23 protein-coding genes are annotated in these 17,770 nt (G+C 73.2%); 8 read left to right on the plus strand and 15 right to left on the minus strand.

Annotated elements, in window-relative coordinates:
- Window positions 1-242 precede the first annotated feature (242 nt).
- Together MUY22_RS41675 and MUY22_RS41680 are read left to right on the plus strand one after the other, a co-directional pair.
- Entirely contained in the window at window positions 243-716 is a 474-nt protein-coding gene (locus MUY22_RS41675; RefSeq protein ID WP_247052765.1) for a CAP domain-containing protein, read from the plus strand.
- A 123-nt stretch (window positions 717-839) separates the two neighbouring features.
- On the plus strand, window positions 840-2,255 hold the full coding sequence (locus MUY22_RS41680; RefSeq protein ID WP_247052767.1) for a serine/threonine-protein kinase: 1,416 nt from the start codon (window positions 840-842) through the stop codon (window positions 2,253-2,255).
- On the opposite strand, the gene MUY22_RS41685 is transcribed toward MUY22_RS41680, so the two are convergent.
- Window positions 2,245-3,165: a DUF3800 domain-containing protein gene (locus MUY22_RS41685; RefSeq protein ID WP_247052769.1), complete on the minus strand. Its 921-nt coding sequence runs from the start codon at window positions 3,163-3,165 to the stop codon at window positions 2,245-2,247. The two genes, MUY22_RS41680 and MUY22_RS41685, sit on opposite strands and share 11 nt — an antisense overlap.
- A gap of 179 nt (window positions 3,166-3,344) precedes the next feature.
- Here MUY22_RS41685 and MUY22_RS41690 point away from each other — a divergent pair, with 179 nt between their 5' ends.
- Entirely contained in the window at window positions 3,345-5,024 is a 1,680-nt protein-coding gene (locus MUY22_RS41690) for a hypothetical protein (protein ID WP_247052770.1), read from the plus strand.
- A 159-nt stretch (window positions 5,025-5,183) separates the two neighbouring features.
- On the opposite strand, the gene MUY22_RS41695 is transcribed toward MUY22_RS41690, so the two are convergent.
- From MUY22_RS41695 to MUY22_RS41705, 3 genes are read right to left on the minus strand one after another with little or no spacing between them, the layout of a single operon-like run.
- Complete coding sequence (locus MUY22_RS41695) at window positions 5,184-5,600, minus strand: Rieske (2Fe-2S) protein (protein WP_247052771.1); 417 nt, start codon at window positions 5,598-5,600, stop codon at window positions 5,184-5,186.
- Window positions 5,601-5,610: 10 nt separating this feature from the next.
- Entirely contained in the window at window positions 5,611-6,162 is a 552-nt protein-coding gene (locus MUY22_RS41700; RefSeq protein ID WP_247052772.1) for a DUF6529 family protein, read from the minus strand.
- Window positions 6,162-6,812 (minus strand): hypothetical protein, encoded by a 651-nt coding sequence (locus MUY22_RS41705; RefSeq protein WP_247052773.1) that lies wholly within the window; start codon window positions 6,810-6,812, stop codon window positions 6,162-6,164. Before MUY22_RS41705 ends, MUY22_RS41700 begins: the two co-directional genes overlap by 1 nt.
- A gap of 152 nt (window positions 6,813-6,964) precedes the next feature.
- On the opposite strand from MUY22_RS41705, the gene MUY22_RS41710 reads away from it, so the two are divergent.
- Window positions 6,965-7,987, plus strand: a complete 1,023-nt coding sequence (locus tag MUY22_RS41710; protein ID WP_247052774.1) for an alpha/beta hydrolase family protein — start codon at window positions 6,965-6,967, stop codon at window positions 7,985-7,987.
- Between the two features lie 7 nt (window positions 7,988-7,994).
- Here MUY22_RS41710 and MUY22_RS41715 read toward each other — a convergent pair whose 3' ends face one another.
- On the minus strand, window positions 7,995-8,300 hold the full coding sequence (locus MUY22_RS41715; protein ID WP_247052776.1) for a hypothetical protein: 306 nt from the start codon (window positions 8,298-8,300) through the stop codon (window positions 7,995-7,997).
- Window positions 8,301-8,389: 89 nt separating this feature from the next.
- Here MUY22_RS41715 and MUY22_RS41720 point away from each other — a divergent pair, with 89 nt between their 5' ends.
- Window positions 8,390-9,214, plus strand: coding sequence for an alpha/beta fold hydrolase (locus MUY22_RS41720; protein ID WP_247052777.1), 825 nt, complete (start codon window positions 8,390-8,392; stop codon window positions 9,212-9,214).
- Here the strand turns inward: MUY22_RS41720 and MUY22_RS41725 are convergent, their stop codons facing one another.
- On the minus strand, window positions 9,215-9,556 hold the full coding sequence (locus MUY22_RS41725) for a DoxX family protein (RefSeq protein WP_247052778.1): 342 nt from the start codon (window positions 9,554-9,556) through the stop codon (window positions 9,215-9,217).
- Window positions 9,557-9,714: 158 nt separating this feature from the next.
- On the opposite strand from MUY22_RS41725, the gene MUY22_RS41730 reads away from it, so the two are divergent.
- Window positions 9,715-10,224, plus strand: coding sequence for a hypothetical protein (locus tag MUY22_RS41730; protein ID WP_247052779.1), 510 nt, complete (start codon window positions 9,715-9,717; stop codon window positions 10,222-10,224).
- 31 nt (window positions 10,225-10,255) lie between these two features.
- Here the strand turns inward: MUY22_RS41730 and MUY22_RS41735 are convergent, their stop codons facing one another.
- The 6 genes from MUY22_RS41735 to ligD (MUY22_RS41760) form a co-directional block, all read right to left on the minus strand.
- Window positions 10,256-10,720, minus strand: coding sequence for a GNAT family N-acetyltransferase (locus MUY22_RS41735; protein ID WP_247052780.1), 465 nt, complete (start codon window positions 10,718-10,720; stop codon window positions 10,256-10,258).
- The gene (locus MUY22_RS41740; protein WP_247052781.1) at window positions 10,717-11,145 is read right to left on the minus strand and encodes a GyrI-like domain-containing protein; all 429 of its coding nucleotides are present in this window, start codon (window positions 11,143-11,145) and stop codon (window positions 10,717-10,719) included. Before MUY22_RS41740 ends, MUY22_RS41735 begins: the two co-directional genes overlap by 4 nt.
- 41 nt (window positions 11,146-11,186) lie before the next feature.
- Complete coding sequence (gene ligD / locus MUY22_RS41745) at window positions 11,187-12,176, minus strand: non-homologous end-joining DNA ligase (protein WP_247052782.1); 990 nt, start codon at window positions 12,174-12,176, stop codon at window positions 11,187-11,189.
- 33 nt (window positions 12,177-12,209) lie between these two features.
- The gene (locus MUY22_RS41750; RefSeq protein WP_247052783.1) at window positions 12,210-12,629 is read right to left on the minus strand and encodes a DUF6292 family protein; all 420 of its coding nucleotides are present in this window, start codon (window positions 12,627-12,629) and stop codon (window positions 12,210-12,212) included.
- Between the two features lie 60 nt (window positions 12,630-12,689).
- On the minus strand, window positions 12,690-13,094 hold the full coding sequence (locus MUY22_RS41755; protein ID WP_247052785.1) for an STAS domain-containing protein: 405 nt from the start codon (window positions 13,092-13,094) through the stop codon (window positions 12,690-12,692).
- Between the two features lie 246 nt (window positions 13,095-13,340).
- Window positions 13,341-14,261: a non-homologous end-joining DNA ligase gene (gene ligD / locus MUY22_RS41760; protein WP_247052787.1), complete on the minus strand. Its 921-nt coding sequence runs from the start codon at window positions 14,259-14,261 to the stop codon at window positions 13,341-13,343.
- Between the two features lie 89 nt (window positions 14,262-14,350).
- On the opposite strand from ligD (MUY22_RS41760), the gene MUY22_RS41765 reads away from it, so the two are divergent.
- Window positions 14,351-14,572, plus strand: coding sequence for a hypothetical protein (locus tag MUY22_RS41765; RefSeq protein ID WP_247052789.1), 222 nt, complete (start codon window positions 14,351-14,353; stop codon window positions 14,570-14,572).
- A gap of 53 nt (window positions 14,573-14,625) precedes the next feature.
- Here MUY22_RS41765 and MUY22_RS41770 read toward each other — a convergent pair whose 3' ends face one another.
- Genes MUY22_RS41770 through MUY22_RS41780 form a run of 3 tightly spaced genes read right to left on the minus strand, consistent with a single transcriptional unit; the run spans window position 14,626 to window position 16,915 of the window.
- Window positions 14,626-15,465: a fumarylacetoacetate hydrolase family protein gene (locus MUY22_RS41770; RefSeq protein WP_247064380.1), complete on the minus strand. Its 840-nt coding sequence runs from the start codon at window positions 15,463-15,465 to the stop codon at window positions 14,626-14,628.
- A complete protein-coding gene (locus MUY22_RS41775; protein ID WP_247052791.1) occupies window positions 15,465-16,337 on the minus strand; it encodes a fumarylacetoacetate hydrolase family protein in 873 nt (290 codons plus the stop codon). The genes MUY22_RS41770 and MUY22_RS41775 overlap by 1 nt, the downstream gene beginning before the upstream one ends.
- Entirely contained in the window at window positions 16,334-16,915 is a 582-nt protein-coding gene (locus MUY22_RS41780; RefSeq protein WP_247052793.1) for a carboxymuconolactone decarboxylase family protein, read from the minus strand. Before MUY22_RS41780 ends, MUY22_RS41775 begins: the two co-directional genes overlap by 4 nt.
- Before the next feature lie 124 nt (window positions 16,916-17,039).
- Between MUY22_RS41780 and MUY22_RS41785 the strand changes: the two genes are divergently transcribed.
- Window positions 17,040-17,768, plus strand: a complete 729-nt coding sequence (locus MUY22_RS41785; protein ID WP_247052795.1) for an SDR family NAD(P)-dependent oxidoreductase — start codon at window positions 17,040-17,042, stop codon at window positions 17,766-17,768.
- The last annotated feature ends 2 nt before the right edge of the window (window positions 17,769-17,770 follow it).

Consider the following 17,770-nt stretch of genomic DNA (forward strand, 5'->3'; position numbering starts at 1 on the left):
TTCGTTCGCCGACGGTGGTCAGGGATTCCGCCGCACGTGAGCCTGCACGTGCCGCGACTGTTCGTCGGCGAGGTCTCCCGGAGATCCACCCAGCCGGTGCCGCCGGTCTCCGGTTCCGGTGAAATCCGCCTTCCGCGGGCACGGCCCGTACCGGCGGGAACCGTCCCATGAGCGGGTTTCGCCACCCGGTGCCGAGGCGCAGTCCTCTGATGTCGGCAAAACCGTCCATCGAGGAGGTTGTGATGTTCCGGAAAATGGTGGCCTGCGGCGCGACCGCGGTGGTGGCGGCGCTCGCCCCGGGGTGGTCCGCGCCCGCGTCCGCCGCGGACCTCTACCCCGCCCAGGTCCTCCAGCTGACCAACAGCAACCGGGTCCAGAACGGGTGCCGGCCGCTCACCAGCGACCCGCAGCTGGCCGTGGCCGCCCAGGCGCACAACGACGAGATGGCGAAGTACCGCTACTTCAGCCACACCGGCCGCAAGGGCGAGGGACCCGCGGTGCGGATCACCGACGCCGGGTACCGCTGGGCGCAGTGGGCCGAGAACATCGCGGCCGGGCAGCGCACCCCCACCGCGGTCGTCGACGCGTGGATGCACAGCCCGGTGCACCGGGCCAACATCCTCGACTGCTCGCTGCGCGAGATCGGCATCGGCTACAGCGTCGACTCGGCGAAGAAGGCGTACTGGACGCAGGACTTCGGGACGCCCCGGACCTAGCCCGGCCGGACCGGGCGCCATGATCCACAGTGGACTGCGGCGCCCGGTGCCCCGGTCGCGCTCGGTCGCCGTCCGGATCGCGTAGTCTCCTCACGCCTGGTGGCGAGTGGTGGAGGAAGACGCGTGAGCTGGCAGTTCGGGCCGTACCGGGTGGAGTCGCTGATCGCCCGCGGCGGGATGGGCGAGGTGCTGCGCGCCTACGACACGCGGCACGACCGCGTCGTGGCGCTGAAGCTGCTCGCCCCGGAGTTCGCCGCCGACCACGACTTCCAGGAGCGGTTCCGGCGCGAGGCGCACGCCGTCGCGCGGCTGCGGGAGCCGCACGTCATCCCGATCCACGCCTACGGCGAGATCGACGGGCGGCTCTACCTCGACATGCGCCTGGTCGAGGGCGACGACCTCGGCACCCGGCTCACGGCCGGCGGGCCGCTCGCCCCCGCCGACGCCGTCGACGTCGTGGGCCAGGTCGCGCAGGCGCTGGCCGCCGCGCACGCCGAAGGCCTGGTGCACCGGGACGTCAAGCCGTCGAACGTGCTCGTCGGCCCGACCGGCTTCGCCTACCTCGTGGACTTCGGCATCGCCCGCGCGGCCGGGCCCGCCACCGGGCTCACCGCGACCGGCGGTGCGGTCGGCACGCTCGACTACATGGCGCCGGAGCGGTTCACCGACGCGCCCGCCGACCACCGCGTCGACGTCTACGCCCTGGCCTGCGTGCTGCACCAGTGCCTGACCGGCAGCAAGCCGTTCGCGGCGACCACGGCCGCGGCGCTGATCGGCGCCCACCTGCACCAGCCGCCGCCCCGGCCCGGCGCGCTGCGGCCCGGCCTGCCCGCGGCGTTCGACGACGTCGTCGCGCGCGGCATGGCGAAGGACCCGGCCGAGCGCTTCGCGAGCGTGACGGAGCTGGCCGCCGCCGCGCGGGCCGCGCTCGGCGGCCCGAGCCCGGTCCCCGCCTCCGCGCCCCCGACCCGGCAGGCGACGCGGACGGCAGCGCCCACTGCCCCGCGGAGTTCGAAAGCACCGTGGCTGGTCGCCGGGGTCGCGCTGGTGGCCTTGGTGGCCGTGGCCGCGTGGTTCCTGGTCGACCGGGCGTCGTCGCGGGCCGGGGCGGCACCCACCTCCTCGACGACGGCACCGCCGCCGGCGACGTCCTCGCCGGCGAGCGTGCCACCGGTGACGACCACGCAGGTGACCGTGCGGACGTCGGTCGTCCCCGCCGCCGACCTCGGGCTGACGACGCCGCTGAGCACGCCCGCGTGCGACGGCTCCTACGTCGTCGTGCTCGGCTCCGCCGTCACGCCCACCCGCTACCGCGCCGACGTCCAGCAGCTGCTGAACGCCCACCCCGGCGCGCGCTACCTGCACACGCCGAGCACCGGCTGCGGTTCGCTGCGGCAGCAGGTGGACGGCGCCGACGTGTACGCCGTCTTCGACGGGCCGTTCACCGGCAAGGAAGGCGCGTGCGCGCGGCGTACCGGGGCCGCCTACGTCAAGCGGCTCGACACGACGTCGTCGCCGGTCGCGGTCGTCACCTGCTGACGAACGGGCCGGCCCAGACCGAGTCGGCGTCCACAAAGGACTGAAGGAGCGCGGTCAGGGTGGCGTCACCGCGGGCGTTCAGCTCCTCGGAGGCGATCCGCCGGGCGACGCCGGCGAGGAAGTCGGCGATCTGGACGCGGGCGTCGGACCGCGAGTCGACGAACCGCACGCCGGCCAGCCGGGACCCGAGCGTGGCCTTGAGCTGCAGCACGCGCTCGGCCGTCAGCGCGAGCTGCTCGTCGTGGACCAGGGCGACCGGGGTGCCGTCGGCGCTCCAGTGCCGGATGGTGTGCAGCACCGCGGGCACCAGCGGATCCAGCACGGGCACGACGCTCGCGTCGGTGGCCAGCCGGGCCCGGTAGGCGGCCACGCGGTCGCCGCCGCCCGCGAACCGGCCCATGATCTCGCCGGCTTCGCCCGGCGTCCCGGCGAGCTTCGCGACCAGCGCGAAGAACTCGGCGGGCGACGTCGGCACGCCACGGCGTGGCCGGAGGCGAAGCACGCTGGTGAAGGCCGCGAGGAAGAAGTCCCAGTCGGCGCCGAACGCGGCCGGGCCCTCGCGGTGGAGGGTGCGCGCCATGGCGGCGGTGCCCTGCTCGGCCAGCAGCGTGACCGCGGCACGCACGGCGAAGAACGTCTTGTCGGTCAGGTGCACGTGCCCGCGGCCGGCCAGCGGGCCCGCCGGGTCGAGCAGCCATTCGAGCACCGGCCGGTGCTTGGCGCGCAGCAGGTGGTTCGCCTTGTACTCCTCGGCGGGCGACCCGATGCGGCGGCGGATCTCCCGCACGCAGGCCTCGGCCGCCGCCGGCGACATCCGGATCCCGGCGTGGACGAAGACGTCCGTCTCGCCGCCGACGAGGTTCTCCCCCTCCGAACCCGACTCGTCGCAGGCGATCTCGACCGGGTTCACCCGCCCGATGGTGCCAGACGAACCGGGCGGCGGCGAGTTCTTACCTGCGGTGATCCCGGCCGAAGCCTCGCGTGCGCGCCACCCGGGGGCCCATAATGCGACCCGGTCACGGTTGGGCGACGACGGCTAACGAGCGAGCGCCGTCCGGAGACTCGACGAGCAGGTGCTGGGAGGTGCGGATGAGCACGGACCACGGGCCGGCCCGGCTCGCCTTGGCGGTGGCCGTGGTCGCGCTGCTGCTGGGGGCCGCCGGGGTGCTGGTGCAGCAACGGCTGGCCGGCACCGGGGACGCGGCCGCGGTGTCCGGGGCGGCCGGCGCGACGCTGACCGTCGGCGACGTCGAGGTCGTCGTGCCCCCGGACGCCGTGCTGGCCGGCACCCGGCTGGCCGCGCGCGCCGCGCCGGAGCCGGGCGCGCTGACGCCGGTGGCCCGCCGGACCGGCGGCGGCGCCGAACTGACCTTCGACGCCGGCGCGCCGCCGCGGCTCCCGGTCCAGGTGCGGATCGCGGTGCCCGCCGCGCCGCCGCCCGGGTTCGCACCGGTCGTCGTCACCGCGAACGGGACGCGCCTCGCGCTCGCCTCCTACGACGCGTCGACCCGCCGGATCGTCGCCGACCTGGCCCCCGAGGGCGCGTTCTGGGGCGGCCTGCTCGACTTCGCCGCGCTGGGCCGCGACGTCGCCCAGGCGGCGGCCGATCCGCCGCCGACGTGCCTCGGGCGAGCAGCGAGCACGGCCGGCGTCACGGTGGAACTGGGCGGGCCGGCCGACGCGCGGGCACCGGTCGGGGCGTGCGTGACCGAGGACGGCAGCGGCGCGAGCGTCACCCTGACGTCGAACGCGCGGGTGCCCTACCGGATCGTCCCGCCGCCGGGCTGGCCGGCACCGAGCTCCCGCACCGCCGCGCCGAGCACCGCGACCGTCCAGCTGTTCCCGCAGCCCCGGCTGCGCGACCTGCTCTGGCCCGGCGCCGGCGTCACCTACGACGTCCCGGTCGAGCGGCTGCCCGCGAGCATCCGCGGCCAGGCCGACCCCGGCCCGTACCTCGGGCTGGCGCTGGCGTGGACGGCCCACCGCGCGGCGGCGCTGTTCGGCATGGCGCTCGCCCGGCCGGGCGAGCTCGAGCAGGACCCCGGGGTGCTGGCCTGCGCGGCGGACGCCGGCGCCGCGCACTACGCCGCCGACCGGCCGTTCGCCCAGGTCGCGGCCGAGGTCTGGGCCGCGTTGACGCCGTGCGGCACGGCGGACGCGGGCGCGTTGCACAGCTTCCTGGCCGCCGGCATCGGCCCGGTGACCGGCTGGCTCGCCGACGCCGCGAAAGGCCCTGCCTTCGCAGTGCCGCTGACCGTGGGCAGCGGCACCGAGCGGTTCACCCAGACCGTCGCGTACCGGCCGTGGACCGGCACGCGCGTCGCCACGGGCATCCGCACGACGGCCGCGACCGGCGCCTGCTCGGCGGCGTCGACGGTGTCCGGCCGGCACGACGCCTACCGCTGCGCGGTCAAGGACAAGGTGTACGACCCGTGTTTCGCCGCCACCGCACCGAACGCGCGGCACCAGGTCGTCTGCCCCTCGACGGCGACGAAAGCCGTGCTGCTGAGCTACACCGGGACCTTGCCGTCGCCGCCCCAGAGCGACGGCACGGCGAACCCGTTCCTCCTCACCCTGGACGGCGGCCTGCAGTGCCTCGGCGTCACCGGCGGCGCGCCCCCGGTGGCCGGCCTCAACGCCCGGTTCGCCTGCAGCGCCAAGACGTTCCTCTACGGCGACCCGGACCCGGCGAATCCCTTGTGGACGGTCCAGGCCGCGGACCAGGCCCCGCCGCTGCGGCCGATGACGATCGCGAAGGCCTACGCCTAGGCGGTGTCCTGCGAGTCAAGCTCGCGGTCTTCGCGCCCAGGCGGCCCCTGACGGCACGGGCGGATCACCCGAGTACAACCCGGTACGAGGGCGCTCCGCCCGCACCGCCAGGAACCACCTGGATCACGAAGCCCATCGAGCAGACTCACAGGACACCGCCTAGGCCAGCGTGATCTTGCCGCCGGTGACCGTCACCGTCTTCTTCTCCAGGGGCTGGTTCGCCGGGCCGGCCGCCACCGAGCCGTCGGCGATCTTGAACTTGCTTCCGTGGCAGGGGCAGTTGATGGTGCCGTCCGCGACGGCGTCGACCGCGCAGCCCTGGTGGGTGCAGATCGCCGAGAACGCGGCGAACGTCCCCGCCGCGGGCTGCGTCACCACCACCTGCTTGTCGGCGAACACCTTGCCGCCGCCGACCGGGACGTCGTCCGCCGCGCCGAGCTCGGTGCCGCTGCCCGCGGCGGGCGACGGTGCGGACGTCCCGTTTGTGCCGCGGCCGTAGGTGCTGCAGCCGGCCACCAAGCCGGCGCCCAGCACCGCGAGCGCCGTCCGGCGGGCCAGCGTTTCCTCTTCGCGCACGATCGTCCCCCTAGAAGGTCAAGCCGGATTGGGTGAAGAACCACAGCGACGCGCTCAGCCAGAGCCCGACCAGCGCGGTGAAGACCAGCCCGCCGACGACCGGGAGCGACCAGCCGGGCACGCCGTCCTTGCGCAGCAGCAACATCTTCACGACGAAGATGCCGTAGAAGAAGCAGCCCAGCAGGGAGTGCAGCAGCACGCGGGTGTCGAACGACTGGAACCCGAGCGCGTACAGGCAGTGCAGCGCCACCGGGATCGACACGAGGAACGCCAGGCGCCCCGACCAGCGGTGCACCGGCCCGGCCCACGCGGGCGCGCCGCTCCCGAGCTTGCCGTACAGCACGAGCGCCGTCACCAGCTGCACGATGGCCAGCACGACGACGACCGTGGCGAGCCACGCCTTCACCGACTGCGGGCTCGAGAAGCCCGCGACGTTGATCGCCACGCCGGTGGGTGTGTGCAGGTTGCCGTAGACGCCGAGCGCCACCGCGACGACGGCGCCGATCGCCAGCGGCACGAGGAGCGCGGCCCCGGCGCGGTTGTTCCTCGCGGGCGCGGTCATCAGAACCCACCCGCGATCCCGCTGATCGCCTCGGCGGTCACCGGGGCGCCGTCGACCGTCGCGATCCCGGCCGCCGGGTCGAGGGCGGGTGCGGCCGCCGACTGGTCGTCATCCGTGGTGAGGATGCCGACCTGGCTGCCGTCGGCCTGGACGATCCAGCCGACCTTCGCGCCCTTGCCCTTCACCTTCGGCGTCGCGCGGTAGAGCCCGGCGGGTTTCTTGGCCGGGCCCGCGGTGAACCGCCACGTCTTGCCGCCCGCCGTGACCGAGCCGGTCACCGCGGCGGCGTCGTAGCTGCCGGCGAGGTTCGCGCCCTTGGTGCCCTTGAGGTCCAGCTTCCCGCCGACGGTCACGCCCTGCAGCCAGGCCTCGATCTTCTTGCCGTCGCAGACGTAGGCGATCGCGTGGCCGTCGCGGACCGACACCGCGACCGACGCGCCCCCGCCGTCGACGCGCCCGGCGTAGTCGGCCCGCGCGGGCGCGTCGACCGTCTTGGCCGGCTGGGTCGTGGGTGACTGTGTCTGTTGCGTCGTGGGCGGTGCGCCCGCGGCGTTCGCGGCGCCGGCCACCGGCGGCGCGCCGGTCCCCGTCGCCAAGTTGGCCATCCCGATCCCACCGGCGAGCGCGACGCCCGCGAGCAGGGTGAACAACGGTCCCGGATGTTTCCTGATCGTCCCCGCATTCCCTCTCCACCACCGTGCCCTTGACACGGACGTCGGAGCGGAGCGGCTCAACGCTACGCGAGGAAAAGAGCTATCGCTTAGCCCCTGCAAGTGGTCGGCGCGCGTGGTTGACTGGCGCCATGCTGCCCTGGGACGGCGACCTCGCCGGCCGGCTCGACCGGCACACCGTGAACTCCGCGCTGCTGCGCGGCAATCCGCTCGGCGACCCGCACGAGCGGCCGCTGTGGGTGTACGTCCCACCGGGCTACGACGACTCCGCCGAACGCTACCCGGCGGTCTACGTGATCCAGGGTTACACCGGGCACCTGGCGATGTGGGCCAACCGCACGGCGTTCCGGCAGCCGTTCCCCGAGACGGCCGACGCGGTCTTCGCCGGCGGGGCGCCGGGCTGCGTCGTGGTGTACGTCGACGCCTGGACCGCTTACGGGGGCTCGCAGTTCGTCGACTCGCCCGGCACCGGGCAGTACCACTCGTACCTGTGCGACGAGATCGTGCCGTGGGTCGACGAGCACTACCGCACCATCCCGGACCGCGAATCCCGCGCGATCACGGGCAAGTCGTCGGGCGGCTTCGGCGCGATGATCACGCCGATGCTGCGCCCGGACCTGTTCGGCGCGCTGGCCACCCACGCGGGCGACACGCTGTACGAACTCTGCTACGTCCCGGACTTCGGCGACGCCGTCCGCGCCCTGCGCGGCTACGACCAGGACATCCAGCGGTGGTGGGCGGACTTCCGCGCCCGTCCGGCGTTCACCAAGCCGGAGGACGCGAACCTGCTGCAGCTGATCGGCGTCTCCGCCTGCTTCTCACCGGGCGAAGATGGCCGCCCGGAGCTGCCGTTCGACCCCGCGACGGGTGTGCTGCGCCCGGAAACGTGGCAACGCTGGCTGGACTGGGACCCGGTCCGGATGGCACCCGGCCACGCCGAGGCACTCCGGTCCCTGCGTGCGGTCTGGATCGACGCGGGCACGCGCGACGAGTACTACCTCGACGTCGGCGCCCAGGCGTTCCGGGACCAGCTCGCGAAGGCGGGCGTCCCGGACGAGCGGGTGCACTTCGAGCTGTTCGACGCCGGCCACGCCGCGATCGACTACCGCTACCCGCTTTCGCTGGCCTGGCTGGCGGAACGGCTGGCCCGCTGACGGAGGTTCAGCCGCCCGCCTGCTTGATCACCTGGTCGCGCTGGGCGAGCTGCCGCGGGTGCAGCTCGGCCTCCGCCGGCGCGGACTTGCCCTGCTGTCGCAGGTAGCGGGCGAGGCGGTTGAAGTTGGCCGGGCTGTAGTCGGCCGACCGCGGGTTGGCGTTGAACACCGTGCGGAACCCGGGTTTCTCCCCGTTCTCGTCGGTCAGCCGCGGGTCGTTGCAGGTGAGGTGGATCTCCCCGCCTTTCTCGTCGAACCAGACGTGGACCGGGTTTCGGTCGTCACCCAGGACCGCGTAGTTCCCGTCGCTCATGCCGGCTCCCTTCGTGGTGGTGTCGTGGTCCTCCGACGGCCGGCGCCGGGGTTTCGTTACAGCGAGAGGGCCGGCGCTAGGCTCCGGGGATGGTGACCGAAGCCGACCTGGCGCTGTCCGATGGGCGGACCCTGCACGTCTACGACACGGGGACGCCCGCGCGGCTCACCGTCGTCTGGCACCACGGGACGCCCAACGTCGGTATGCCGCCCCCGCCGCTCGTCCGGGCGCGCCACGACGTCCGGTGGGTGTCCTACGACCGGCCCGGTTACGGCAGTTCCACGTCCCTTCCCGGGCGGGACGTCGCGAACGCCGCCGCGTGCACCGCCGCCGTCGTCGACGCGCTCGGTATCGACGAATTCGCCGTCGTGGGGCACTCCGGTGGCGGGGCGCACGCCCTCGCCTGCGGGGCGCTGCTGCCGGCGCGGGTCCTCGCCGTCGTGAGCATCTCCGCGATGGCGCCCTTCGACGCCGCGGGGCTCGACTGGTTCGGCGGCATGGCCCCGGCCGGCGCGGCTTCCCTGCGTGCGGCGACCGAAGGTCGTGTGGCCAAGGAGAAGTACGAGGCCGCCGCCGAGTTCGATCCCGGCGTCTTCACCGACGCGGACTTGGCCGCGCTCAACGGTTCGCAAGCGTGGCTGAACGACGTCGTCGGGCCGGCGCTGGCGGCCGGGCCGGGCGCCCTGATCGACGACGATCTCGCCTACGTCACCCCGTGGGGCTGCGACCCGGCGCTGATCACCGCTCCCCTGCTGCTGGTGCACGGCGGCCGCGATCGGCTGATCCCCGCGTCGCACGGCGCGTGGCTCGCCGCGCACTGCCCCACCGCGCAGTTCCGGCCGCACCCGGCCGACGGGCACCTCTCGGTGCTCGACCACGCCGCCGACGCCCTCGCGTGGCTCGCGCGCCGCTGATCAGGACGCCAGCGCCAGCGAAGCGACGACGGGCGCCACGTACACCAGCGGGAAAGCCAGGTGCGCGTACGACTTCGCCCGCGCGACCGTGACGAGGGCGCCGGTGAAGTAGAGCACCAGGCCGATCCCGGCGGCGACGCCGATCGCCGGGACGGCCAGGCCCGCGATCAGCCCGGCCGCGCCGGCGGCCTTGGCCACGCCGAGCCACGGCCACCACGAGCGGGGCACGCCGTACTCGGCGAGCGGCTCCACGACCCACTTCGCGTGGGTGAAGACCGAGAAGGCCGAGAACCCGGCCATGGCGGCACCGGCGATGCTGACGATCAGGTGAGCGGTGGACATCGGGGCTCCTCAAGGGTTTCCGGCCCCGCGCTTCGGGTCCGTCACCTGCTCGACCCCCGCCGTCGCGTCCGTGTGACAGCGATCGACGTGACCGTGGTCACCCCCGTGAGGGCCGTTGTCCCCTCCCGCCGGACGCCGTGCGCGAGCACGCTTGAACGATGCTCGTGCTGCGCCTGTTCGGCACCCTCCTCTGGTTCGGCCTCCCGGCCGGGTTCATGACCTACGCCGTGCACGACCTCGACGTGCGCGACGCGCCGACCTACAGCATCGAAGGCACGGTCGTCGGGCACCGGGACGAGTACCACCAGTCGTCCCAGGACTCGACCGGGTACACGACCTACTTCATCACCGTCCGCAGCGCGACCGGGGACTTCGAGTTCGGCGACGAACAGCAGGCCCTCGACACCGAACCGGGCACGCTGGTCGTGGTGCAGGTGTCGCGGACGACGGACGACATCGTGTCCGTGCGCAAGAACGGCACGGTCGTGGACCTGCGCAACACCGTCGGCAACGACATCGGCATCATCGTGTTCGCCTCGATCGGCCTGCTCGTCGCGCTCGTGCGCGAATTCCTGCTGGAGGACTACGACATCCCGCGGTGGGTGGGTTTCCTCATCGGCCTGGCCGCCGCCGGCGGCGGGGTGTACGTGGCCTTCCTGCTGATGTGAATCAGCTTTCGAGTGTCACAGTTTTCGAGTGTCACAGTGTGAGCCGCAGGACCACCTCCCCGTCGTCGATCTCGCCGGTCGGCCGGAACCCGAACTTCCGGTAGAACGGCCCGGGCCCGTCCTCGTCCGGCTGGTGACTGGTGAGCAGCTCGGTGCCGCCGTCCGCGCGCACGAGGCCGGCGACGAGCGTGAGCACCGCACGGCCGTAGCCGTGCCCTTGGTGCCGCGCGTCGATCAGCAGCCGCCACAGGAAGTACGGGCCGAGGACACCCGGGCGCCCGGGCGGCACGTCCCAGCTGAGCATGACGAACCCGACCGGCTCGTCGCCCGCGTAGACGGCCCGGTACCAGGGCTCGCCCTCCGGTGTCGTCGCCGCGTCCTCCAGGGACCGCGCCACCGACGCGACGAACCGCTGCTGACCGGGGTGCACGTGCAACGCGCACACGGCATCCCGGTTGGCGTCGGTGATCTCGACCAGCCGCACCGGCGAGCTCATGCCGGGAACACCGGGACCCACAGCTCGATGGCGTCGTACCGGCGGTAGAACTCGACGAGCGGGCGGCTGTCGTCGATCGGCCCGGCGCCCTCGAGCTCCGCCATCCCGGCGCCGATCTTCTCGAAGATGCCCGGCGGCTCACCGGTCAGGTTCCCGCGCAGGTACCAGCCACCGGGCAGGATCCCGGTCGCCAGCCCGAGTTCCGCCGGCCGGTCTTCCTCCTTGATCGGCGTGCACGCCGTGTAGGTGCCCGCTTTGACGTCGGCCCGCCCGTACATCTTGCGGCCGCGCAGCCCGACGAGCCGCTCGAACGCCGGCCAGAGTTCCTGGATGCTCGGCAGTTCGTCGGCGGTGGTCTGCTCCATGACCGGGACGTCCGGGCGGTGGATGCGCGTGGGTGGGGCGTGCAGGACCGAGGTCGTCATGGTGTCCATGCAACCACGCGGCACCGACAGTTTCCGCTGCTTCACAACGGGGGCAGCCCGATCTCGGCCGGCGTCCGGTCCGGGCGCAGGCCGCGCCACGACGTGTGCCGCAGCCGCCGGTCCGGGGTGAACCGCCGGTAGACGACCTCGCCGACCAGCGACGGCTCGACCCAGCGGGCGCCGCGGGCGCGGTCGCGCGGGACCTCCGTGTCGAACGGGCTCGCCGGGCGGGCCAGCGACGCGAGCACGCCGCTGAGGTGGTCGAGCGCGTCGTCGGAGAAGCCGGTGCCGACGTCGCCGAGGTAGACCAGCGCGCCTTCGTCGTCGTAGGCGCCCAGCAGGAGCGCGCCCAGGGTGCCCGCGCGGCGGCCGGCGCCGGGCCGCCAGCCGCCGACGACCACCTCGGCCGTGTGGGTCAGCGCACGCTTGGTCCACACCGGCGACCGCGCACCGGGCAGGTACGGCGCGTCCAGGCGCTTCGCGACGACGCCCTCGATGCCGTGCTCGGCCGCGGTCGCCAGCAGCTGCGCCGGCGCGATGTCGGCGCGGGTGTACCAGGGCGGCACGACGATCCGGCCGTCCGCCGGCTGGAGCAGTCCGGCGAGCAGCTCGCGCCGCTGCGCGTACGGCAGGTTCAGCAGCGGCTCGCCGTCGAGCCACAGCAGGTCGAAGGCGAAGTAGACGACCGGGACCTCCGCGCGCAGCTTCGGCGTCGGCTCGTACATGGCGCGCCGCTGCATCAGCTCGAACTCCGGCCGCCCGGCCGGGTTCAGCGCGACGACCTCGCCGTCCAGCACGGCGGCCCGGCCGCCGAGCGCGGGTCCGAAGACGTCGCCCAGCTCCGGGTACCGGGCCGTGTGGTCGCTGCCGCTGCGGCTGGTGATCCGGGTTTCGCCGGTGCCCGCGACGCGCACGCACCCGCGGAACCCGTCCCACTTCCACTCGTAGCCGTGCTGGTCGTCGTCCGGGAGCGGCCCGTCGACGGCCAGCATCGGCGCCACCGCGTCCGGCACCGTGCTCGTCCCCGCCATGCCGTCCAGTGTGGAGGATGGCGCCCTGCATGCCTAGCCCGTCGGCAGCAGCGGCAGCAAGTCCTGGTGGCTCCCGGCGCGGCGCAGCACCGGGGAACCCAGCCCGTCCGGGGCCAGGTCACCGGCGCGCAGCGCGGCCAGAAACCGGACGATCACCCGGGGGTCCGGCAGGATGTCGGCCCCGCCCAGGTAGGCCAGCACGATCATCTCCTCCCCGCAGGCCGCCTCGACCGCGACCGCCCAGCCGTGCACCTCGTCCCACAGCAGGGCGACGTCGCGCTCGGGGAAGCGCCGCAGCCGCCAGTCGACGGCGAGGTAGGCCGACACCGGGACGTCGACGTCCACGGTGCACGACTCGAGGCCGAAGCCCAGTGCCCGGGCCACCTCGCCGAGGTAGGCGCGCAAGCCGCGCTGGAACCAGAACTCGAGATCGGCGTCGATCAGGCCGGACACCCGTTTCCTTTCCCTCCTCCGAAGCCGCCCGGGCGCCCTGCCCGGCCGGTCGTGCCGGGATCAGCCGACGGCGGCGAGCGCGTCGGCGCGGTCCCGGTAGCAGGAGAAGCCGGTGGCACCGGCTCCTCGCAGCAACCGCCACAGCCGCGGGGTCCGCACCACCCAGGCGACCGGGACGGCCGCTTCCTCGGCCGCGCCCTGCAGCCGGTGCAGCGCGCGCAGGCCGACCCCGGAGCAGAACCGCACCTGGCCGAGGTCGAGCACGAGCACGCCACCCGCGCGAATCGCGGTTTCCCCACATTCGACAAGAATTCCGACGGTGGCGAGATCAATGTCACCGGCCACGGTGACGACCGTGCTCCGAGCACCTTCGAGCACCGTGGTGACCGCGAACGGCTCGCACAACGCGCCCGGCGAACTGCGGCCGAATGCCCGCGAAAGCCGCGGTGGTTTCTGGATTCTCATGACCGGCTCCGGCGGCTCATGCTGACGGTTTACGCGTAGACCGTACCGACTCCGTCCACCTTGGCGCACAACGGGAACCGCCCGGCCGATGGGTCGTGCACCGACACGCCCGTCTGCACGTGCACAGGTCCGTTGTGGACGATCAAATAGCGCTGGTCAGGCTGGTGTCCGGCAATTCTTCGCGGTATCCCGGCGGCCACCGCGAGAACCGGAGGCGAATCGGCGGGGAATTGCGTTTTCCGAAATTCAGCCGAATGCCGGAATCGGCACGCGCGTCCGCTCGACGTCCGCGAAGAGGTCGCCGAGTTCGTCGACGCGCTCCAGGACCTCGTCCGCGGTGAACCGCAGGTGCGCGACGTGCCGGCAGGCGCGGACCTCGTCCCAGGTGACCGGAGTGGACACCGTCGGCTCGTCGCGCCCGCGCAGCGAGTACGGCGCCACCGTGGTCTTGAACGGGTTGTTCTGGCTCCAGTCGATGAAGATCTTGCCCGGGCGCAGGGTCTTCGTCATCCGCGCGACGACCAGGTCCGGGGTCTCGGCGGCCAGCCGCTCGGCCAGCGCCTTCGCGTACTGCGACGTCTCGCCGGCGTCGGAGGTCACCACGCCCGCGTAGAGCTGCATGCCCTTGGAGCCGCTGGTCTTCGCGACCGGGGTCAAGCCGTCGTCGGTCAGCACGTCGTAGAGCCGCTCGGCGACCCGGCAGCAGTCGACGACGGTCGCGCCGGGGCCCGGGTCGAGGTCGAACACCAGCCGGTCCGGCAGGCTCCGCTCGTCGCCGTCCACGACGGTCCACTGGTGGACGTGCAGTTCGAGCGCGGCGAGGTTGGCCGCCCACACGAGCTCGGGCAGGTCGTTGATCAGCGGGTAGTTGACGATCTCGGGTTCCTTGCCGTGGCCGGCGACGGTGAGGCTCGCGGTGCGGACCCACTCCGGGGCGTGCCGGGAGCCGTTCTTCTCGAAGAACGAACCGCCGGTGACGCCGTCGGGGAAGCGCACGAAGGTCATCGCCCGGTCGTGGATGTGCGGCAGCAGCACGGGGGCGATCCGCGTGTAGTAGTCGAGCACCTCGCCCTTGGTGAACCCGGTCTTCGGGTAGAGCACCTTTTCGAGGTTCGAGAGCGTCAGCTGCCGCTCGCCCACCCGCACCGTGATCCGGCTCCCCGCCACGCCGGACACGCTACCGCGCCCGCGGGGGTTGAGCGCGCTGGTCACTCCTGGTTATGATGCGGTCGTATCAACAACGGGAGGGGGACAGCATGAAGTTCGGCGTGCTGCAGGTGCTGGGAATGGTGCTGCTGGTGGCCGGCGCGCAGGGCGCGATCCGGCTGCTGATCGACCACGGGAACCTCGGCCTGCTCGGCTGGCTCGACGCGGGGTTCGCGGGGACGCTGGTCTGCTACCTGGTCGTGACGGCGATCGGCGTCGTCCTGACGGGCTGGGCCCACGACCGCGCCAAGGCGGCCGGCGACCGGGACTAGCGGCCCCGCGGACCGGGATCGCGACATCGTCGACGACCCCGGACCGCGTGGCGTCAGGCGGCCCGGAAGCGGGTGCGCAGCTCCCCGATCCCCTCGATCCGGCTGACGAGCACGTCGTCCGGCCCGAGGTAGCGCGGCGGGCTCATCCGGTTGCCCACGCCCGCCGGGGTTCCGGTGAAGACGAGGTCGCCCGGCAGCAGCGGGCAGATCGCCGACAGCCGCGCGATCAGCTCCGGGACGTCGAAGATCATCTCGCCGGTCCGCGCCTTCTGGACGACCGTGCCGTTCAGCTCGGTGACCAGCCGGAGGTCGCCGGGGTCGGCGAACTCGTCCGGCGTCACCAGCGCCGGGCCGGTCGGGCCGAAGCCCGGGAACGACTTGCCGAGCGAGAACTGCGGCGGCGTGCCGAGCAGCTGGACGCCACGCTCGGACAGGTCCTGCCCCACGGTCAGCCCGGCGACGTGGTGCCACGCGTCCCCGGCGGGGATCCGGTGGCCGCCGACGCCGATCACCGCGACCAGCTCGACCTCCCAGTCGACGCGGTCGCCGGGCAGCTCCACCGTGGTGTCCGGGCCCGTGATGCAGCTCGGGAACTTGGTGAACACCAGCGGATCCGCGGGCGGCTGGTAGCCCGCTTCGGCGGCGTGCGGCGGGTAGTTGAGGGCGATCGCGAAGACCTGGCGCGGCCGCGGCACGGGCGCGTCGAGCGCGCGGCCGGCCAGGGGCTCCGCCGCGGGCAGCGCCGCGTTCGCCGCCCACACCCGGAACGCCGTCCACTCCTCGAGGACGGCCATCGGGTCGGGACCGAACCGGCCGTCGCTGGCGCCGGCGACGTCGATGACGCCGTCATCGGCCACCAGGACCGCGCGGTCGTCCACTGTGGACAGGCGCATCAGACCCACTGGTCCGCGGCCGGCGGCGGGGTGCCGTGGGCGTCCTGCCAGGACACGACCGGGTTGCGCAGCACGCCGATGCCCTCGATCTCGGCCTCGACGACGTCGCCGGGCTTGAGGTAGTTCGCGAACGGGTCCTCGGTGCTCGCGGCGACGCCGGCGACCGTGCCGGTGGTGATGAGGTCACCCGCGCTGTAGGTCTGCGGCGAGTGGTAGGCGATCAGCTGCGGGATCGACACGGACATCCGGCCGGTGTTGGACTTCTGCCGGACCTGGCCGTTGACGCGCAGCTCCATGTCCAGGTTGTGCGGGTCCTCGATCTCGTCGGCCGTCACGATGTACGGGCCGATCGGGCAGAACGTCTCGATGGCCTTGGAGAAGGAGAAGACGCCGGACTCCATCTCGCGGCGCTGGATGTCGCGCGCGGTGATGTCGTTGAAGACCAGGTAGCCGCCGATGTGCTCGGCCGCCTGCTCGGCGGTGAAGAACTTGCCCGGCTTGCCGAGCACGATCGCCAGTTCCAGCTCGTAGTCCAGCTCCGACGTCAGGTGCGACGGGTAGACGATCGGCTCCTCCGGGCCGATGATCGCGTCGACGTTCTGGAAGAAGACGATGCCCTTGTTGACCGGGTGCGACCAGTTCACCCGGACGAGGTCCTCGTGGTGCTCGCGGAAGTTCCCGGCGGTGTGGAAGAACTTCTTCGGCACGATCGGCGCGCGCAGGCGCACGTCGGCCAGCGGGTAGCGGCGGCCGGTCTCGGGCACGTCCCGGTCGCGTTCGAAGAACTCGCGCGTCGACGCGGTGTCGAGTTCCAGCACCTGGTCGTCGGCGATGCGCCCGACCTGGTTGTCGTTGAAGGTGACGAGCTTCATCGGAGTCCACTTCCTGCGGGGTCGGCCACGCGGAACACACGCAGCTGGAGGGCCAGCGTCGCGTAGTAGCCGACCAGAGTCGTCAGCTCGACGGCCATCCGGTTGCCAATGATTGGCACAACCTCGGCGTAGGTCACGTCGTCGACGTCCTCTTCGCGCAGCAGCGCGGACACGAACCGCAGCGCGGCCCGCTCGGTCTCGTCGGCGAGGTCCGGGATCGCGCCCGTGCGGACGGCCTCGACCTGCGCCCCGGTGAGCCCGGCGGCGAGCGCGTGCGGCTCGTGGGCGTGCTGCTCGAACGCGCTGGCCCAGCGGGCCGCGACGGCGAGGATCGCCAGCTCCCGGACGCGATCGCTCAACGTCGTTTCGTACCGGATCGCGGCGCCGAGCGCCTGCAGCGCCTGCCCGGCCGGGGGCGCGACGAGCATCGCGTTGAACGGGCCGGCGAGCCGTCCTTCGTCGTCCTTCAGGGAGAACCGCTGCGGCCCGGCCGCGCGGGGACCGCCGGTGATCTCGTCGTACAGCGCCCGTTGCTCGGGGTCCAGGTCGTCGGGCGTGAGGTGCGGCAGCCTGCTCATGCCGCCATCCCACCAGCGCCCCCGGCCGGCGTGCCCGGATCTGCCAACCAATGGCACAGCCGTTCCCCGGCTCGCGGCCGGAACCTAGCGTCGGGCGGACCAAGAACGGTGAAGGAGCGTGCGGGTGGACTGGCTCGGGCTGGGCGGGCGGAAGGCCCTGGTGGCGGGCGCCGGCGGGATCGGCGGCGGGGTCGCCGCCGCGCTCGCCGAGGCGGGGACCGACGTCGTGGTCGCCGACGTCGACGAGGAGCGGCTGGCCGCCGTCGGGACCAAGACGCTGCGGGCGGACCTGACCACGGCCGAGGGCAGCCGCGACTGCGTCGCCCGCGCCACCGAGCTGCTGGGCGGGCTCGACGTCTTCGTGCACGCCGTCGGAGTCAACGACCGGCGCCCGGTGCTCGAGACCCCGGACGAGGTCTGGGACGACATCGTCACGCTCAACCTGGGCAGCGCGTTCTGGACCGGCAAGGCCGCGGGCGAGGTGATGGTGGCGGCCGGGCACGGCCGGATCGTCTACCTCTCATCGGTGTCCGGGCTGCTCGCGCACCCGCACCACGCGCCGTACGCCGCCACGAAGGGCGGGGTCAACCAGCTCGCCCGGGTGATGGCCCGGGAGTGGGCGGCCAGTGGCGTCACGGTGAACGCCGTCGCGCCCGGCTACACCGAGACCGGGCTGACCCGCCACCACCTCGAGAAGCCCGGCGTCCGCGAAGGCCTGACGTCGCTGGTCCCGGCCGGGCGCCTCGGTACCGTCGATGACCTCGTCGGCCCCGTCCTGTTCCTCTGCTCCGACCGCTCGGCGTTCGTCACGGGACACATCCTGTACGCCGACGGCGGCCGCACCCTCGTCTAAGG

Origin of the sequence: Amycolatopsis sp. WQ 127309 (assembly GCF_023023025.1) — a bacterium.
GTDB lineage: Bacteria > Actinomycetota > Actinomycetes > Mycobacteriales > Pseudonocardiaceae > Amycolatopsis.

Excerpts from the sequence above, each read along its gene's own strand:
- MUY22_RS41740 (WP_247052781.1), bottom strand. The coding sequence starts at position 11,145 with ATGACGACCTCGGTCCTGCACGCCCCACCCACGCGCATCCACCGCCCG.
- MUY22_RS41720 (WP_247052777.1), top strand. The coding sequence starts at position 8,390 with ATGGTGACCGAAGCCGACCTGGCGCTGTCCGATGGGCGGACCCTGCAC.
- MUY22_RS41765 (WP_247052789.1), top strand. The coding sequence starts at position 14,351 with ATGAAGTTCGGCGTGCTGCAGGTGCTGGGAATGGTGCTGCTGGTGGCC.
- MUY22_RS41675 (WP_247052765.1), top strand. The coding sequence starts at position 243 with ATGTTCCGGAAAATGGTGGCCTGCGGCGCGACCGCGGTGGTGGCGGCG.
- ligD (WP_247052782.1), bottom strand. The coding sequence starts at position 12,176 with ATGGCGGGGACGAGCACGGTGCCGGACGCGGTGGCGCCGATGCTGGCC.
- MUY22_RS41690 (WP_247052770.1), top strand. The coding sequence starts at position 3,345 with ATGAGCACGGACCACGGGCCGGCCCGGCTCGCCTTGGCGGTGGCCGTG.
- MUY22_RS41775 (WP_247052791.1), bottom strand. The coding sequence starts at position 16,337 with ATGAAGCTCGTCACCTTCAACGACAACCAGGTCGGGCGCATCGCCGAC.
- MUY22_RS41700 (WP_247052772.1), bottom strand. The coding sequence starts at position 6,162 with ATGACCGCGCCCGCGAGGAACAACCGCGCCGGGGCCGCGCTCCTCGTG.
- MUY22_RS41725 (WP_247052778.1), bottom strand. The coding sequence starts at position 9,556 with ATGTCCACCGCTCACCTGATCGTCAGCATCGCCGGTGCCGCCATGGCC.
- MUY22_RS41715 (WP_247052776.1), bottom strand. The coding sequence starts at position 8,300 with ATGAGCGACGGGAACTACGCGGTCCTGGGTGACGACCGAAACCCGGTC.
- MUY22_RS41735 (WP_247052780.1), bottom strand. The coding sequence starts at position 10,720 with ATGAGCTCGCCGGTGCGGCTGGTCGAGATCACCGACGCCAACCGGGAT.
- MUY22_RS41730 (WP_247052779.1), top strand. The coding sequence starts at position 9,715 with ATGCTCGTGCTGCGCCTGTTCGGCACCCTCCTCTGGTTCGGCCTCCCG.
- MUY22_RS41710 (WP_247052774.1), top strand. The coding sequence starts at position 6,965 with ATGCTGCCCTGGGACGGCGACCTCGCCGGCCGGCTCGACCGGCACACC.
- MUY22_RS41755 (WP_247052785.1), bottom strand. The coding sequence starts at position 13,094 with ATGAGAATCCAGAAACCACCGCGGCTTTCGCGGGCATTCGGCCGCAGT.
- MUY22_RS41780 (WP_247052793.1), bottom strand. The coding sequence starts at position 16,915 with ATGAGCAGGCTGCCGCACCTCACGCCCGACGACCTGGACCCCGAGCAA.
- MUY22_RS41770 (WP_247064380.1), bottom strand. The coding sequence starts at position 15,465 with ATGCGCCTGTCCACAGTGGACGACCGCGCGGTCCTGGTGGCCGATGAC.